Origin of the sequence: Saccharicrinis carchari (assembly GCF_900182605.1) — a bacterium.
In the GTDB taxonomy this organism is placed as follows: Bacteria; Bacteroidota; Bacteroidia; order Bacteroidales; family Marinilabiliaceae; genus Saccharicrinis; species Saccharicrinis carchari.
Genome location: NZ_FXTB01000002.1, coordinates 492325 through 509270, shown reverse-complemented (window position 1 = coordinate 509270; position 16946 = coordinate 492325). Strand labels below are relative to the sequence as shown.

Annotated in this window: 11 protein-coding genes; 5 read left to right on the top strand and 6 right to left on the bottom strand. The window is 43.7% G+C overall.

The features are described from left to right. Window positions 1-309: 309 nt before the first annotated feature. From bglX to FN809_RS06480, 5 genes are all read left to right on the top strand, one after another. Window positions 310-2631 carry a beta-glucosidase BglX gene (gene bglX, locus FN809_RS06500; protein ID WP_142532679.1) on the top strand — a complete coding sequence of 774 codons (2322 nt, stop codon included), beginning with the start codon at window positions 310-312 and terminating at the stop codon, window positions 2629-2631. Window positions 2632-2778: 147 nt separating this feature from the next. Beyond that, window positions 2779-4584, top strand: coding sequence for a family 43 glycosylhydrolase (locus tag FN809_RS06495; RefSeq protein WP_142532678.1), 1806 nt, complete (start codon window positions 2779-2781; stop codon window positions 4582-4584). Between the two features lie 213 nt (window positions 4585-4797). Then, complete coding sequence (locus FN809_RS06490) at window positions 4798-5796, top strand: metallophosphoesterase (protein WP_142532677.1); 999 nt, start codon at window positions 4798-4800, stop codon at window positions 5794-5796. Window positions 5797-5882: 86 nt separating this feature from the next. After that, window positions 5883-7475, top strand: a complete 1593-nt coding sequence (locus FN809_RS06485) for a sulfatase family protein (protein ID WP_394348162.1) — start codon at window positions 5883-5885, stop codon at window positions 7473-7475. 79 nt (window positions 7476-7554) lie between these two features. Beyond that, a complete protein-coding gene (locus FN809_RS06480) occupies window positions 7555-10167 on the top strand; it encodes a glycoside hydrolase family 2 TIM barrel-domain containing protein (RefSeq protein ID WP_142532675.1) in 2613 nt (870 codons plus the stop codon). A 53-nt stretch (window positions 10168-10220) separates the two neighbouring features. Here FN809_RS06480 and FN809_RS06475 read toward each other — a convergent pair whose 3' ends face one another. The 6 genes from FN809_RS06475 to murC form a co-directional block, all read right to left on the bottom strand. Further along, window positions 10221-10679 (bottom strand): hypothetical protein, encoded by a 459-nt coding sequence (locus tag FN809_RS06475; protein ID WP_142532674.1) that lies wholly within the window; start codon window positions 10677-10679, stop codon window positions 10221-10223. 523 nt (window positions 10680-11202) lie between these two features. Next, entirely contained in the window at window positions 11203-11655 is a 453-nt protein-coding gene (locus FN809_RS06470; RefSeq protein WP_142532673.1) for a GatB/YqeY domain-containing protein, read from the bottom strand. An 80-nt stretch (window positions 11656-11735) separates the two neighbouring features. After that, window positions 11736-13232: a cell division protein FtsZ gene (gene ftsZ, locus FN809_RS06465; protein WP_142532672.1), complete on the bottom strand. Its 1497-nt coding sequence runs from the start codon at window positions 13230-13232 to the stop codon at window positions 11736-11738. 37 nt (window positions 13233-13269) lie between these two features. Further along, a complete protein-coding gene (gene ftsA / locus FN809_RS06460) occupies window positions 13270-14616 on the bottom strand; it encodes a cell division protein FtsA (RefSeq protein ID WP_142532671.1) in 1347 nt (448 codons plus the stop codon). 4 nt (window positions 14617-14620) lie between these two features. Further along, window positions 14621-15352: a cell division protein FtsQ/DivIB gene (locus tag FN809_RS06455; protein WP_246095492.1), complete on the bottom strand. Its 732-nt coding sequence runs from the start codon at window positions 15350-15352 to the stop codon at window positions 14621-14623. A 217-nt stretch (window positions 15353-15569) separates the two neighbouring features. Further along, entirely contained in the window at window positions 15570-16943 is a 1374-nt protein-coding gene (murC, locus tag FN809_RS06450; RefSeq protein WP_142532670.1) for a UDP-N-acetylmuramate--L-alanine ligase, read from the bottom strand. Between the last annotated feature and the right edge of the window lie 3 nt (window positions 16944-16946).

The following is a 16946-nucleotide window of genomic DNA, read 5'->3' as shown; positions in this document are numbered from 1 at the left end:
GGAAACTCCTGCGGAGTTTTCTTTGCCAGTAGGCATAACCCCCAATGTAGTTTGCGCAACTGGGGGATATCAAGAGTAATGCAAACACAACTCCGTAGGAGTTGCCAAAACTTAACCCCGGGTTTAAACCCGGGGAAATAACGTCACGCAAATCCGACGCAGGATAATGTTACTTATAAGTGTAAAGTCTCTGAGCGTCGGAACTATGCAAGATGATTATGGAACAGCCTGTAGAGATTTATCATAAACTGTGGGTTTTACGCAGTTCATATAATAATTTAGAATCATAACAATATAAATAACGTAAATATGTATAACGCAACAAAATTTCAACTGACAGTACTTGCTTTGCTGGCTTTGTTTTCTTTTCAGCTACATGCACAAAAAAACACGAGTTGGAAAAGCTATAGCGGCGATCCTGCCATCGAGAAAAAGGTGGAATCCTTATTGAGTAAGATGACCCTGGATGAGAAAGTAGGACAGATGAATCAATATTCCGGTAATTTTGCATCAACGGGCGAAGTGAGCAGTAACCGTTCCGGCGAGTACCTTAAAAAGGGTATGATCGGAAGTACTTTTAATGTATTTGGTACCGATCATCTGCGCATGCTCCAAGAGCAGAACATGAAGTATTCGCGCTTGAAAATACCCATGCTGTTTGCGGCTGACGTAATCCATGGTCTGGAAACAACCTTCCCCATACCCCTTGCCGAGGCTTGCTCCTGGGATTTGGAGCTGATGGAACGCACCGCACGGATAGCTGCCGAGGAGGCCACAGCTGCGGGCGTGGCATGGAACTTTGCTCCCATGATTGATGTAGCACGTGATCCGCGCTGGGGACGGGTGATGGAAGGTGCCGGTGAAGATGTGTATTTGAGCTCCCTGGTGGCGCGTGCCCGGGTAAAAGGTTTTCAGGGTATCCAATCCTATAAAGATTTTAGCAAACCCAATACCATGCTGGCCTGTGCCAAACACTTTGTGGGTTACGGTGCAGGTCAGGCCGGACGCGATTACCATTCGGTAGATATGTCCGAACGCACTCTGCGCGAAACCTACCTCCCCCCGTTTAAAGCTACGGTAGATGAGGGGGTGGCTACCTTTATGACCGCATTTAACGACCTGAACGGAGTACCTTGCACAGCCAATGAATATTTGTACAAAGATATTTTGCGCGACCAATGGAAATTTAACGGCATGGTTCTTACAGATTACACGGCTATTATGGAGCTGATAGCCCATGGGGTGGCTGCCGATTTAAAACACGCCGCTCAATTGGCTTTAGATGCAGGTATCGATATGGATATGATTAGCGAAGCTTTTGTTAGCCATTTGGCCGCTTTGGTAAAAGAAGGTAAAGTAAAAGAAGAGCAGATTGATGTGGCCGTAGCGCGCATTTTGGAAATGAAGTTTCTTCTGGGACTGTTCGACGACCCTTACCGGTATTTTGATGACGAACGCGAGAAAAAGGTGATAATGAATGACGAGCATATTGAGGTGGCAAGAGAGGCGGCACAGCAATCCATCGTATTACTCAAAAATGACAATAATATATTGCCCTTGAAAAAGAATGTAGCCCGCAAGGTGGCTCTTATCGGTCCTTTTGTTGAGGAGCGTAACAGCCTTAACGGTGAATGGGCTATCAAAGGCGACAGAAGTAAATCCGTTACCTTGATGGAGGGCTTAAAAGAAAAGTATGCCGGCTCAGCAGTTCAATTCGACTATGCCCAAGGCACCACACTGCCTTTGATTGATCGAAGAACAGCCCACGTTTCAACCAACCAGGTTCCCGACAAATCGGGTTTTGCCGAAGCCATCCAAAAGGCAAAAGACAGTGATGTAATTTTGGTGGCCATGGGCGAAAATTACCATTGGTCGGGTGAGGCAGCCAGCCGTACTGATATTACCTTGCCGGGTAACCAACGACAACTGCTTAAAGAACTTAAAAAAACAGGAAAACCCATTATACTCGTGCTTTTTAATGGCCGTCCTTTGGATTTATCGTGGGAAGATGAAAATATGGATGCCATCGTAGAGGCCTGGTATCCGGGTTTGATGTCGGGCCATGCAGTGGCTGATATATTGAGCGGCGATTACAACCCGTCGGCTAAGCTGGTGATGACTTTCCCGAGGAACGTGGGGCAGATTCCGATTTTTTATAATGTGAAAAATACAGGTCGCCCGTTCAACCCCAATAAACCGGCCGATTACAGATCATCGTATATTGATGTGCCAAATACACCCTTGTATCCATTTGGCTATGGATTAAGTTATACCAGCTTTGCCTATTCCAATGCCAGAATAAGTTCGGAAAAATTAGTGCCCGGTGGTAATATCACCGTATCGGTTGATGTATCCAATACAGGAGATATGGATGGCGAAGAGGTGGTACAATTGTATATCCGCGACAAAGTAGCCTCTGTTGCCCGTCCGGTAAAAGAGCTCAAAGGCTTTGAAAAGATAAGCCTTAAAAAAGGAGAAACAAGAACCGTAAAATTCACCATCAACGAGGAAACCGTAAGCCTATACAATATCGATATGAAATGGCTGGCCGAACCGGGCGAGTTTGACGTGTGGATAGCTAGCAGCTCTGATGATGAATCGCAGCACCTAAAGTTTAGTTTGGTGGAATAGCGGCGGAACGGTTCTGTATAAGCGTGCTTCTAATCAGAACCGTTCCCTACCTTACCCAAGCCACAAAAAAATAAGGAGCGGTTCTGTATATGCGCCTTGTAAAACAGAACCGCTCCCTTGATGCCCACAAATTTAAAAGCTATTACCATGAAATATATTAATTACATCCTCCTCTACATTATTTTAATGCTAAGTGTTAGTGTTCAATCTCAAGAGGTAGTTCCACAAACCTATTGCAACCCAATGGATTTGGATTACACCTACATGGTGTATAATTCCAGCAGGAATATATCCTATCGTTCCGGTGCCGATCCGGCGGTAGTTGAATTCCGTGGCGAATATTATATGTTTGTTACCCGTTCGTTCGGTTATTGGCATTCGAAAGATTTGGTGAGCTGGGATTTTATCAAACCGACACAATGGTTTTTTGAGGGAAGTAATGCGCCTACCGCATTTAATTATAAAGATTCCTTGCTTTATTTTGCAGGCGATCCGGCCGGATATGGCAGCATTCTCTATACCGACGACCCGAAAAGCGGTAAATGGACACCCACAGCTTCTATTTCTAAAAACTTACAGGACTCCGAGTTGTTTATCGACGACGACGGAAAAGCCTATTTGTACTGGGGTTCATCCAATGTACACCCCATCCGTGTAAAAATGCTGAACAGGGATGATCGTTTCCTTGAAATAGGGGTACAGAAAGAGTTGATTAACCTGGTTGAGGAGGAGCACGGCTGGGAGCGCTTTGGCGAAAACAATTTCCACCCTACCATAAAAGAAGGGTACATGGAAGGAGCCTCCATGACCAAGCACAACGGCAAATACTATTTGCAATATGCGGCACCCGGAACACAGTTTAATGTGTATGGCGATGGCGCTTATATCGGTGAAACACCACTTGGGCCATTTACCTATATGAAAAATAACCCCATGAGCTTTAAGCCGGGTGGCTTTGCTAATGGTGCCGGACACGGCATCACCGTTAAGCAAACCAATGGACAGTACTGGCATTTCGCCACCATGGCACTGGCTTCCAACTCGCACTGGGAACGCCGCCTTTGCATGTTCCCCACCTATTTTGATGCCGAAGGGCTGATGTACTCCAACACCCATTATGGCGATTACCCCCGCTTTGGATCCAACCATCCCACCATGGCCGGGCAACATTGCGGCTGGATGTTATTATCCTACAACGGTAAGGTAGCGGTTTCCTCATCGAAAATGCAAATCGTAAAAAGCACATCCACAGATGATGATTACGATATAACGGAGCTTCCGCTGAAAAAAAATAAGGCGGGCGAGATCATGTCGGAAGTGCTGACCGATGAAAGCCCAAAATCCTTCTGGGTGGCCGATGCAAACGATAATCAGCAATGGGTTAAGATAGAGATGCGTAAACCGGGTAATATTTACGCTTTGCAAATCAACTATCACGATCATGAGTCAGGTATATATACCCGTGTAGACGGATTGCGCCACCGTTTTACCATTGAGGTTTCGGAGGATGGTAAAGTATGGCAAACCATAGTGGACAGAAGCAATAGCTATAAAGATTCGCCCAATGCCTATATCGTCCTAAACCAACCCGTTAAAGGAAGGTTTGTCCGTTACAATAATGTGGAAGTGCCGGGCAATAACCTGGCCTTGTCCGAAATAAGGGTGTTTGGCAAAGGCTTTGGTAAAAAACCGGCTTCGGTTAAAGATTTTAAAGTAACACGACAGGAGGACAGGCGGGATGCACAGTTCTCCTGGAAGCCGGTAGAAGGTGCCCAGGGCTACAATATCCGGTGGGGCATTGCTCCGGACAAACTGTACCAATCGTGGTTGGTATATGATGTTAACGAGCACTTTATGCGCTGCTTAGACAGGGATACACCTTACTATTTCAGCATTGAGGCTTTTAACGAAAACGGCATCTCGAAAAAAACCAAGGTGATGGAGGTGAAATAATAAGCCAGGTAAAAGGGAACAGCTTGGAACGGTTCTGTATTGGCAAGCTGCAAATCAGAACCGTTCCTTAAAATACCAATCTGCAAATCAAAAGTAAGGAACGGATCTGATACACAAAGCATTCGTCGTACAGAATCGTTCCGAATATTACAAAACGATTGATTTACGAATAACTTAAGCCTCTTTTTCCCTCAAAATAAAACGAATGTAGAAATGAATCTAAAAAAACAAGCACCTCGATTCTTGGTAGCACTATTGCTGCTGTTTTCAATAGCTGCATGTCAATCATCAAAGCAGCTTACAACTATTGTATTGCTGCCAGATACACAAACCTATGCCCAAAAATTTCCGCATATATTGCAAAGTCAGGTGGATTGGATTCTTGAAAACAAAGCAGATATCGATATAGTATTGCAACAGGGCGACCTAACTCAAAATAACAACCGGGAGGAATGGGCAGTTGTAAAAGAAGCGTTTGACAAGCTGAATGGAGTTGTGCCTTACGCGCTGGCAGTAGGAAATCATGATATGGGTAGCGAACCGGGCAAGTTTGCAGATATCCGCCATACTGAAATGTTCAATGCATTTTTTCCCTATCACCAAATGTCTAAATTACCTGCATTTGGTGGCGTATTTGAAGATGGAAAGATGGACAATGCCTACTATCTTATTGAAAAAGCAGGTTTCAAATGGCTGATAATCAACTTGGAATTTGGCCCGAGGGATATGGTATTGGATTGGGCCAACAGGGTGGTGCGTAATTATCCAGATCGAACAGTAATCGTAAATACGCATTCCTACATGTATTCCGACAGCACGCGCCAGAACAAAGGCGACCACTGGAGACCGCAGGCTTATGGTATAGGTAAAGATACTGGTGCCTCCTCGGTGAATGACGGTGAGCAGATATGGAGAAAGTTGATTAAAGAAAATGGCAATATCCGTTTTGTGTTCTCCGGACATGTTTTAAATAGTGGTGTGGGCAATCTGGTCAGCATTAACGACGATGGATGGCCCGTTTATCAGCATTTGGCCAATTATCAGGCAGGCGTTAAGGGATCTGTTAAAGGGGGGAACGGATTTTTACGGATATTGAAAATAAACCACCGTACAAATACAATGAGCGTTAAAACTTATTCGCCCTATACAAAGACCTACAAAACTGACGAAGGCCAGGACTTTATTATTAAGGCAATGTCATTAAAGCAATAAGCTAAAAATTTAAAATATTAATAATTGATTATATAAAAAACAGAATGGTGATGAAGAATAGTCCCTTATTACAAAAAACAGTATTTATGCTAGCCATAGCTGTACTGATTACGCTTAGCTCCTGCCAGCAACCCAAGGAGGAGAAACGACCCAATATCCTGTTTATTATGTCGGATGATCATGCTTATCAGGCTATTAGTGCTTATAATGATAAGCTGATAGAGACCCCGCAGATAGACCGTATTGCCAACGAGGGCATACTATTTACCAATGCCAGCGTAACCAACTCTATATGCGCACCATCCAGGGCCACCATACTTACCGGCAAGCATACCCACATACACGGAAAAATCGATAATAACTTTCCGTTCGACACCACCAATGTCACGTTCCCCCAAATACTCAAACAAAATGGGTATCAGACTGCTATGTTCGGAAAACTGCATTTCGGTAACAACCCAAAAGGCTTCGATGAGTTTATGATTCTGCCCGATCAGGGCGATTATTACAACCCCGATTTTATAACGCCCAAAGGCGATACGACCATCATGGGCTATGTTACCGATGTAATTACCGACCTGACATTAGATTGGCTGGATACTGAAAGAGAAAAAGAAAAGCCTTTTCTGTTGATGTATCTGCATAAAGCACCCCACCGCGAGTGGATACCGGCAGAAAGGCATTACAAAGCCTTTACCCAAAAAATCTTCCCCGAACCCGAAACCCTGTTCGACGATTATAAAGGAAGGGGAACGGCAGCCAAAACAGCGGAGATGAACCTGCGAAAGCACATGACTGTTTCGGCCGACAACAAAATATATCCGGAAGTGGCCAAGGAATTAAAGATTGTTGAGCCATCGGAATGGGGCTTCAAGGTGTTTAAAAGTAAGTATGGCCGCTTCACTGAGGAACAAAAAGCGCAATGGGATGCCGTTTACGGACCCATCAACGAAACCTTTAAAAAAGACTATCCCGGCATGACCAACGAAGATTATATGCGATGGAAATACCAACGCTACATGCAGGATTACCTGGCTTGTATTGCTGCCGTGGACGAAAATGTGGGCCGTGTGTTGGATTATCTCGACCAAAATGGATTGAGCGAAAACACCATTGTGGTCTACACCTCCGATCAGGGTTTTTATCTCGGCGAACATGGCTGGTTCGATAAACGCTTTATCTACGACGAATCGTTTAAAACACCCTTAGTGGTACGCTGGCCGGCAAAAATAAAACCCGGATCTGTGTCGGACGAAATGGTTCAAAATCTGGATTATGCACAGACCTTTCTGGAAGCTGCAGGCATAAAAGCCCCCCAAGATATGCAGGGCGAGAGCTTTATGCCCCTGTTAACCGAACAGGCCGACCAATGGCACAGGGACGTGGCCTATTACCATTATTACGAATATCCCGGTTTCCATGCCGTAAAGAGGCATTATGGAATCGTGACCAAAGAGTATAAGTTGGTACACTTTTATTACGATGTGGACGAATGGGAACTATATGACCGCTTAAACGATTCCCTGGAGCTGAACAGCGTTTACCACGACCCGGCCTATCAGGATGTAGTAGACTCACTCACCCTAAAACTATACGAAACACGCAAATATTATAAAGATTCGGGAGAGCTCGACGAAGCTTACATCCAAAAGTATCGCGACAGGGGATTGATAAAGTAAGGGATGCCAATACATCGGAACATGTTCCGATGTATTGGTGGTGCTCCATATTAATCAGTTTAAAGTATAATCTTAAACCATGAAACAGCTATTTCTGCTCATTAGTATTATTGTGCAATACGGTGTCCTTAGCGGGCAACGCATTGAGCATACCATTAATTCTGCATGGCAATTCTCGCTCCATCAGCATCCTGAATCCACCGGAATAGTTCATTTGCCGCATACCTGGAATGCAGAGGATGCTTTTAAGGGTGAGGCCGGATATTTCAGGGGAAAGGGTAGCTACCACAAACAATTGCTTGTGCCCGCCGAATGGAGCAACAGGCGCGTTTACATTAAATTTGAAGGAGCTAACCAGGTCGCCAAACTCTGGATGAACGATCATTTTGTTGGTGAGCACAAAGGAGGCTATACTGGCTTTTCCTTTGACTTGACCAGTCATGTTTCCTTTGGGGAAATAAATCAGCTGAAAGTAGAAGTGGACAACTCGCACAATGCGGACATCCCCCCTTTGGAGGCCGACTTTAACTTTTATGGGGGCATTTACCGCGACGTTAGCATTATCTCCACATCTGCTTTACATTTTGAGGTGCAGAATGAAGCCGCAGGCCGTTTTATGATAAGCACGCCAACGGTGTCGGAACAGGAGGCGGATGTGGCCATTGAAGCCGTGGTGGTAAATGAAACAGGCTCCACCAAAAAAGCAGAGGTAATTGTAAAACTAGTTCAACCCAATGGGGCAGTACTTAGAACATTAAAGCAAAATATAAAACTTAAACCGGGCGAAAAGCGGCCTGTTAAATTTGAAACGGAGATAAACAAACCAACGCTTTGGTCGCCTGAATCACCCGCCTTGTATAAAGCGGAGCTAAGTATTGCGGATAAGAAGGATAACAGCATGACGGATGCGGTATCTTCTACTTTCGGTTGCCGTTGGTTTAGCATCGACCCCGTCAATGGCTTCTTTTTAAATGGCAAGCACTACAAACTTATTGGCGTAAACCGCCACCAGGATTATGAAGGCCTGGGAAATGCTCTGCCCAAAGCCATACATCAAAAAGATTACCGCCTGATTAAAGAAATGGGCTGCAACTTTGTGCGCATTGCCCATTATCCCCACGATCCGGAAGCCTACCGCTTATGCGATGAACTGGGGCTCCTGGTTTGGTCGGAAATTCCTATTATTAATGAGATAACCAATTCTGAAGCCTTTACACAGAATTGCCTTCAGATGCAACGCGAACACATCAGCCAGTTTTATAATCATCCTTCCGTAATTATGTGGGGTTATATGAACGAAATTTTTCTTCGCATGGTATTTACAAGAGGCCTGACCGAAGAGAAGAAACAGGAAATTATTTTATCGTCCAAAAGGCTTGCCCAACAACTGGACAGCCTGAGCCGGGATCTTGATACGGATAGAATGACGGTGATGGCCCTGCATAACAACCCGATATACAATACAACAGGAATAGCCGATATCCCCGATGTGATTGGCTGGAACCTGTATTTTGGTTGGTATGATGATCAATTACACGATTTGGGTGCTTTTCTCGACCAACAGCATAGGCTATATCCCAACAGGCCCATCATGATTTCGGAGTACGGCCCGGGTGCCGATATCCGTATCCAAACAGATACCCCATTGCCCTGGGACTACAGCGAGGCCTATCAGCTAAAAAGCCACCGGAGTTACTATAAACAGGTAATGGAGCGCCCTTATATGCTGGGGATGGCCGCCTGGAATTTTGCCGATTTTGGCTCTTCCGGGCGGCAGGATGCCAGGCCATTTGTCAATCAAAAGGGTCTGCTCAATTTCGACCGCAGCCCTAAAAATGTGTATCACTACTATCAGGCATTGTTACTGGACAAGCCATTTGTATTTATCGCCAATAAAAACCGTGAGCTGCGATATGCGGTGGACCTGGATTCGGTCACAGGCCTTGTTGTTTTAGACGTTTTTTCAAATCAGGCAGAGGTAAAATTATGGGTAAATGATACTTTATATCTAACTTCAGGTGTAGATAACGGTATAGCCCGTTTTAATCTTTCGCTTCCCGAAGGACAGTATCGCTTAAAAGCGGAAGCCGGAGGAGCCATTCATCACGGTGAGTTGCAACTGGCTTTACGATCGAAACTATTGCATCAAATAAGCGAGCGGCCCTTGTGTGTCAATGTGGGTTCGCATTGCGATTACACCGATCCCATTTCCGATGAAGTTTGGGTGCACGATCAGGCCTATCGCCCCGGGGGCTGGGGCTATGTGGGCGGTCAGGTTTTTCAACGCAACAATGACAAATTCCAGGGAACCCCTATCAATATAAAAGGAACCGATAACGATCCCTTATTTCAAACCATGCGCGAAGGGATTGAGCAATACAGGTTTGATTTGGCGGATGGCCTTTACCGGGTAACCCTGCTTTTTGTGGAGCCCAACTCTTGGGCGTCTACGGTAATCTATAACTTGTCGGATGAGGAAGATATAGATGACCCGGCTTTGCGCGTATTTGACATTAAGGCAAATGGAATCAAGGTGTTACCAAACATCAATTTAGCACAAAACTACGGCAGTGGAAGAGGGGTTAAAATCAGTTTTGAGGCAAAGGCCAAAGATGGGTTGGTCGTTGAATTCAATAAAGTAAAGGGGCGCCCTGTTTTGTCCGGCATTCAATTGGAAAGTTTAATGAGATAGAAAATCTATCAGATAAAGAAATGGCCACGGGGACATACCTCGTGGCCATTTCTTTATTTGCGAAGCTTGCCACCCAATACTATTCCTGCAGAAATCAGAACTAAATTTTTGATGATGTATTGCCCCTCAAGCGTAGGGGCATATGGTACACGCGTAAACACCTCATCGGTAAAAAGGAATACCGGAGCAAATGTACCGGCCATTTGTAGAAATAACAGCAGTAGTGTTTCGCGCATAAACCTACCCGATATCAGGCCTACGCCAATAAGCACTTCCCAAAAAGCCAAGCCGTTGATGATTAAAAAATCAGGTATCAGCCCAAAGCTCATCAAGGTAATGGTGCGTATGGCCAAATCCTGCGCCGGACTCAAGCCCGGAAAGAATTTTAAAAAACCGAACCAAACAAATACAATTCCAATAGATACGCTCATCAATCGGTATCCGTAACGCGCCATCCATTGGGTTATTATCAAATCGGTTTTGTCAAACCAAGCTCCTCGTAATAAATTCATTTCTAATAAGTTTATATTATACATTTAATATAAATATCCAGCATATGCTGCAACGTATTTTTTTGTACGCTCAGTATATGTGAGAAACGGATTCTACTACAAATTGTTCTCTTAAAGCAACCGTATATCGACCTTATTTTATAGGAGTTATAACGAATAAAAACCGGTTAGAGTCAAAAAGCTTAGCTTGCTGAATGATGCCAAAAACTTAACTTCATTTCTATTCAAGTCATTGGCATAATGCATGGTAATCTTATCAAGAAACAACAAATTACCTGAACCTAAATTCTACTATCTTACTGTCCTATCTGTTATGTACCCGCCTATCTTGGAACGGTTCTGTATATAAGTCATGCAAATCAGAACCGTTCCCTAAAAAAAGGTAGCCTATTCGCAAGAAATAATACTATCATTTTAACTGGGGGAGTTTTTTTATGGGGCAGCATGGTTAATGTAAGGAACGGTTCTGATGGGCAGCTTGTTTTTACAGAAACGTTCCGGCCTGCTTGCTCCGGGAGATTTTTTATGTATTGAGGAGCTTTTTAACCATATCAGCCATTTCTTTGCCATCTGCTTTTCCGGCCAATTGCTTAGCGGCCATACCCATTACCTTACCCATCTCTTTGATGGAGGAGGCACCCGCTTTTTGGATGATGGCCCCTATTTCTTTTTCCAGTTCGGCACCTGTCATTTGCTCGGGTAAATATTTGGCAATGACGGCTATTTCAGCGTTTTCGGCTTCAACGAGATCTTCCCGCCCTTGCGCTGCATAAATAGCAGCGGCATCCTTACGCTGCTTCACCATTTTTTGCATTAATTTTATGCCCGCCTCTTCGCTCACCTCATTGGAAGCACCTTCGGCCGTGCCGGCTTCTATCAATTCTTTTTTAATTCCGCGTAAAGCGCCCAAAGCTACTTTATCTTTAGCTTTCATGGCGGCTTTTATGTCGCTATTTATCTTTTCTGTTAAGGTCATGATATTTGTTTTATAATAATATGATATAGCTAATTAAATTCGTAAAACAGAAAACGGCTTATCACAAAATAATTAAAGGATCAATCTACGTTATCGTGCAGATAGGGGTTATCGCGTACAATTTTTGTTTTGCCGTCTTTTCCTTCTGCTATGGTGAATCTCGACATTCTATATTGCCCTTCGTCTTTTTCGGGTTGCATTTGATTTTCCCTGGTTTTTTTGCGCTTATAAGCGGGTATATTCTCGAGGTTTTCGATATAACGGTCGTCTTCCATCTCATCGATTGAAATAGGGAAACGTTCGCCCACTCCCGCAGTTATGCGGCCTTCGACATATCCCGTGGAACAATCACGATCCGTTTGATTTTCGGGCTTGTTACGGTTCGTATCCTTGTAAAACAAATTGATACGTTCTTCACGTTCACGCTCAATCTTGTCAAAATCCACCACTCGCTTAGGCCCTTCTTCCACCTCGCCCAAGTCGAGCAGCATATGCTCTTCTTCCTTGTGTACCGGCTTTGTTAATTCATCCTCCTTTACTATATCGCCATCCAACGAAAACCGCTGTACCTTGGGTTGGTTACGACTCGAGAATTCAGCAATATTTTTGGTATTAAAACCGGTAGCAATAATTGTAACGCTAACATTGTCCTGTAGGTTAGCATCGTTTCCTGTACCCCAAATAATAGAAGCATTTGCCCCCACCGTTTCCTGTACAAAATCCGTTACTTCGCCTACTTCGTCCATGGTAATCTCATCCACTCCAGAGGTAATATTGAGCAGTATATTTCGTGCACCTGTAATATCATTGCTATTAAGCAGAGGCGACTCTAAGGCCTGTTGAATAGCCAGCAGTGCCCTATTTTCGCCTGATGCCAATGAACTTCCCATCACAGATACGCCGCTGTTTTTCATCACGGTTTCTACATCGGCAAAGTCAACGTTTATATATCCGTGTACAGTAATAATTTCGGCTATTCCTTTTGCAGCCGTCGACAGCACATCATCGGCCTTTGAAAAAGCATTTGATAATTTCAAGTCGCCGTACATATCGCGTAGCTTTTCGTTGTTAATTACCAACAGGGAATCTACATTCTTCTCCATCTCGGCTATGCCGTCGAGCGCCTGGCTTATTCGCAGCTTGCCCTCAAACTTAAAAGGTATGGTTACAATACCCACGGTAAGAATGCCCATATCGCGGGCCGCCTTAGCTATAATTGGTGCGGCTCCGGTACCTGTTCCGCCACCCATACCGGCTGTAATAAAAACCATTTTGGTATTGTCCTGCAAAACTCTTTCAATATCGCCCAGGTTCTCTATAGCGGCCTGCTTTCCCTTATCGGGCTTATTACCGGCCCCACGACCTTGCGTTAGCGAATCGCCTAGTTGTATTTTAATGGGGACAGGACTATTTTCCAAGGCTTGCGCATCGGTGTTACACACCATAAAGTTAACATCCTTTATGCCTTGTGCATACATGTGGTTTACCGCATTACTTCCACCACCGCCAACTCCAATCACTTTAATAATACAATCGCGGTTTTGAGGTATATCGAAATTCATTAATTCCTCGCTCATGTTCATCTCATTTTTTTAATTAAACAGCCATCTGTTTTTACATCTCCACGTCTTTTTCGTCAAATATTCCCGCAATAGTTTTTTTCAGGCTTCCAAAAAGGTCGCCCGTAGTGTATTCCGGTTTTTCTTTGCGCTTTTTTTCTTTACGCGTAGGAGGCTCTACTTTTTTGGGTTGTGGGCTTTGCTCTTCAAATTCGTTTGCGAATAATTCTTGCTCCACCACTTTTTTTACCGGGTTGTCAATAGCGCTAAGCAACAAACCAATACTGGTGGCATACATAGGCATATTTGCTTCCTCCACCGTACTACTATGCAGGTATCTATTGGGGATACCCAAGCGAACTTCCAATCCTGTACGGTACTTTATAAGCTGGGGCAAACTTTTAAGCAAAGCTCCTCCACCGGTGATAACAATACCTGCACCCAACTTGTCGTATAGCTTTGAATATTCTATTTGATACATGACGTAATCCACGATTTCCTCCATCCGCGCCTGAATAATATAGGCCAGGGATTTAAACGAGATTTCCTTGGGCTCCCATCCTTCTATACCCGGAATGGTAACCACCATATCCTCGCGCTCTAAGTCGCCCAATGCCGAGCCAAACTGTGTTTTCAGCGCTTCGGCTTGCTTTTGCAGCACACCGCAGCCCTCTTTAATATCTGAAGTAACCACATTGCCCCCAAAAGGAATTACTGCGGTATGGCGTATCACCCCATCGTAAAATATGGCTACATCGGTTGTTCCCCCGCCTATGTCAACCAATACCACCCCTGCTTCCTTTTCTTCCGCGGTAAGCACCGAGCGTGCCGATGCCATAGGCTCAAGGATAAGATGATTTAGTTTTAATCCCACACGGTTAATACATTTTTCAATATTATTAACCGAAGCAACCCTTCCTAAAACAATATGGTAGTTCCCCTCGAGGCGACGGCCTGACATCCCGATAGGAATTCTAACACCTGCTTCATTATCCACCGTATAATCCTGCGAAAATACGTGCAATATATTTTCGCCTGCTTCCAGCGGAATTTTATAATTATCGTTGAACAATTGATCCACATCGTATTGCGTAATCTCCTGGTTGGTTTCGATATAACGATATCCTTTATTTTGAAGGCTTTTAATATGCTGCCCGGCAATGCCCACGTACACCTCATACAGCTTTACACCGTATTTGGCTTCTACATTAAAAACCAATTCCTTAATGGCATTCACCGTTTCATCAATGTTGAGTACCACCCCTCTTTTTATACCTGTGGAAATCACTTTTTCGATACCCAGCAGATGTAACTTACCGTCCTCGCTCTTTTGTCCAACAACAGCTACAATTTTTGTAGTACCTATATCGATAGCAGCAATTAAATTGGATGTTTCACTCATGGTATTATTTTTTTGTACAAATTATTTGACCTTCAAACTTTAAATTAATCTTACTGTAGTTGTTCCACTCGCGCGGATGCAAGCCTTTGGTATAAAGCGCATACAGTTTTTCCATCTTACGCGCAAAGTCATCCAGCTTTCCCATATAAATAATCTGGTCGCCCACACGTGGTGCCAGGGTAAATTCACCATTACTTTCTACATATACTTGCTCAATCTGTGCGTCCCAAAACTCATTCGCCTTAATATACCTTGCCAGCTGTATCACGTGCTGCAGGCTATCGAGTTTGTTTACGTGTCCGCTAACAACAAGGACGTGGGCGGTATAATTATCGAATAAGGGCATTTTTTTGCCATCTTCATCAATATAATACGAGTCGTATCCTGAAAATACCCGGCATAAGGGCTTTCTCTGACTCAGCTCAACATTTAACTGACCTCCGATAGTATAATAAGCTTCGCACACCTTAATGGCATGGTGCTTCTTTAAAAATTGCTCTATATCCTGACATGGCACAGTTTCTATTTTATTGCCCAATATTTTTGGATACTTGTTTAACAAAAGAGAGCGTATTTGTTGTGAATGCACAAAACCGGACTCTGTACTGTCGCTTACTGCTACGCTAATATCTGCACATACCACACGGTTCTTGCTTTTACTTACAAAGGCATAAAGCACCGGGAAGTAAGCTATCATCAACGTCCACAGTATTATATTTTTTATTTTATCAATCATTTTTACGCACCTTTCGCAAACTGCTTAAATATATCTGAATAACTTTATTTAACACAATTTAAATAGGCTTATTTATAAACAATTATCCATTTTTTATCAACTAAAACCTGCTTATCATTTATTAAATAGCCAACTCTCCCTATATTCCAAGGCCTCCCCATAACAGGAAAAAGACGTATTGAATTTGCAAAGGAATTGGCTTATGGTGGCCATTATTTTATTTTAAGCTTTCCGTTATTTTATCAATTTCTTTATCAATATCGCCAGCACCCATCATCAATAAAACTTCGGGCTTGATATTTTTTATCTGCTCGATGAGTTCTTTTTTTGTACTTAATACTTTCACCGGTAATTTTACCAAATCCAAAATCATTTGCGCGCTGACCCCCACAATTGGTTTTTCGCGCGCAGGATAAATATCCAATAAGATAAGTTCATCGAGCATACTAAGGCTTAAAGCGAACTCACGATGAAAATCCTTGGTGCGCGAATAGAGGTGAGGCTGAAATACGCCCGTCAATTTTTTATTTGGATAAAGCGCCCTAACTGATGTTACGGTGGCTTTTATCTCTTCGGGATGATGCGCATAATCGTCTATCAGAATCAAATCGTCGCGCTTAATACGATACTCGAATCTGCGACGCACTCCTTTAAATTGTGGCATAGCTATTCGCATAGCGCCTTCCGACACCCCCGCCAAATAGGCCGCCCCACATGCACCAATCGCATTCTCCACGTTAACCAGACCCGGAATGCCCACTGTAATGTTTGTAACAAGGCCTTGCGGTGTATGCAAGTCAAAATGATACAAACCGTCGATCAGGTGCAAATTTGAAGCATAGAAATCGGCCGTGCTATCGTCCATGGAATAGCTAAAGTGTTTTACCTCATCCGGAACTGCAAACAGTAAATCGATTTCTTTTTTGGAGAGCAATATTCCACCCGGTTTAATCAATCCTGCAAACTCGCGGAAAGATTCTTTTACCGAGGTATCGTCACCATAAATATCCAGATGGTCGGCATCGGCAGATGTGATTAGAGCCAAATAGGGTCTGAGTCTTAAAAACGAACGGTCGAACTCATCGGCTTCCATCACTACAAAATCTGATGTAGCAGAGAGCAAAAGGTTTGTTTTGTAGTTTTGTGATACGCCCCCTAAAAAAGCACTGCAATCCACCTCCGACTGTTTTAACAGATGGGCTATCATAGTAGAAACGGTTGTTTTACCATGCGTACCGGCTACACAAATACCTTTTTGCAAATGCGTGAGGAGTCCGAGCACTTCGGAACGTTTTTTTACATTAAACAGGTTGTCTTTAAAATAATTTAATTGCTTAAGATTAGCGGGTATGGCAGGCGTATAAACCACAAGGGTGGTGATTTGATTTCTATACTCATCGGCGATAAGTTCTACCTTATCATCAAAACAAATGTCTACACCTTCTTTTTCCATGTCTGCGGTAAGCAACGTCGGGTTAAGGTCGTATCCGGCCACCGCGTAACCGTTGGCCTTAAAATACCGCGCCAGCGCACTCATGCCAATGCCACCGATTCCAATAAAATAGACACTATTTATTTTTTTAAAATCCATATG

Bases quoted from the DNA above. Each gene is read 5' to 3' on its own strand.
- bglX (WP_142532679.1), top strand. From the start codon at position 310: ATGTATAACGCAACAAAATTTCAACTGACAGTACTTGCTTTGCTGGCT.
- FN809_RS06495 (WP_142532678.1), top strand. From the start codon at position 2,779: ATGAAATATATTAATTACATCCTCCTCTACATTATTTTAATGCTAAGT.
- FN809_RS06490 (WP_142532677.1), top strand. From the start codon at position 4,798: ATGAATCTAAAAAAACAAGCACCTCGATTCTTGGTAGCACTATTGCTG.
- FN809_RS06485 (WP_394348162.1), top strand. From the start codon at position 5,883: ATGCTAGCCATAGCTGTACTGATTACGCTTAGCTCCTGCCAGCAACCC.
- FN809_RS06480 (WP_142532675.1), top strand. From the start codon at position 7,555: ATGAAACAGCTATTTCTGCTCATTAGTATTATTGTGCAATACGGTGTC.
- FN809_RS06475 (WP_142532674.1), bottom strand. From the start codon at position 10,679: ATGAATTTATTACGAGGAGCTTGGTTTGACAAAACCGATTTGATAATA.
- FN809_RS06470 (WP_142532673.1), bottom strand. From the start codon at position 11,655: ATGACCTTAACAGAAAAGATAAATAGCGACATAAAAGCCGCCATGAAA.
- ftsZ (WP_142532672.1), bottom strand. From the start codon at position 13,232: ATGAGCGAGGAATTAATGAATTTCGATATACCTCAAAACCGCGATTGT.
- ftsA (WP_142532671.1), bottom strand. From the start codon at position 14,616: ATGAGTGAAACATCCAATTTAATTGCTGCTATCGATATAGGTACTACA.
- FN809_RS06455 (WP_246095492.1), bottom strand. From the start codon at position 15,352: ATGATTGATAAAATAAAAAATATAATACTGTGGACGTTGATGATAGCT.
- murC (WP_142532670.1), bottom strand. From the start codon at position 16,943: ATGGATTTTAAAAAAATAAATAGTGTCTATTTTATTGGAATCGGTGGC.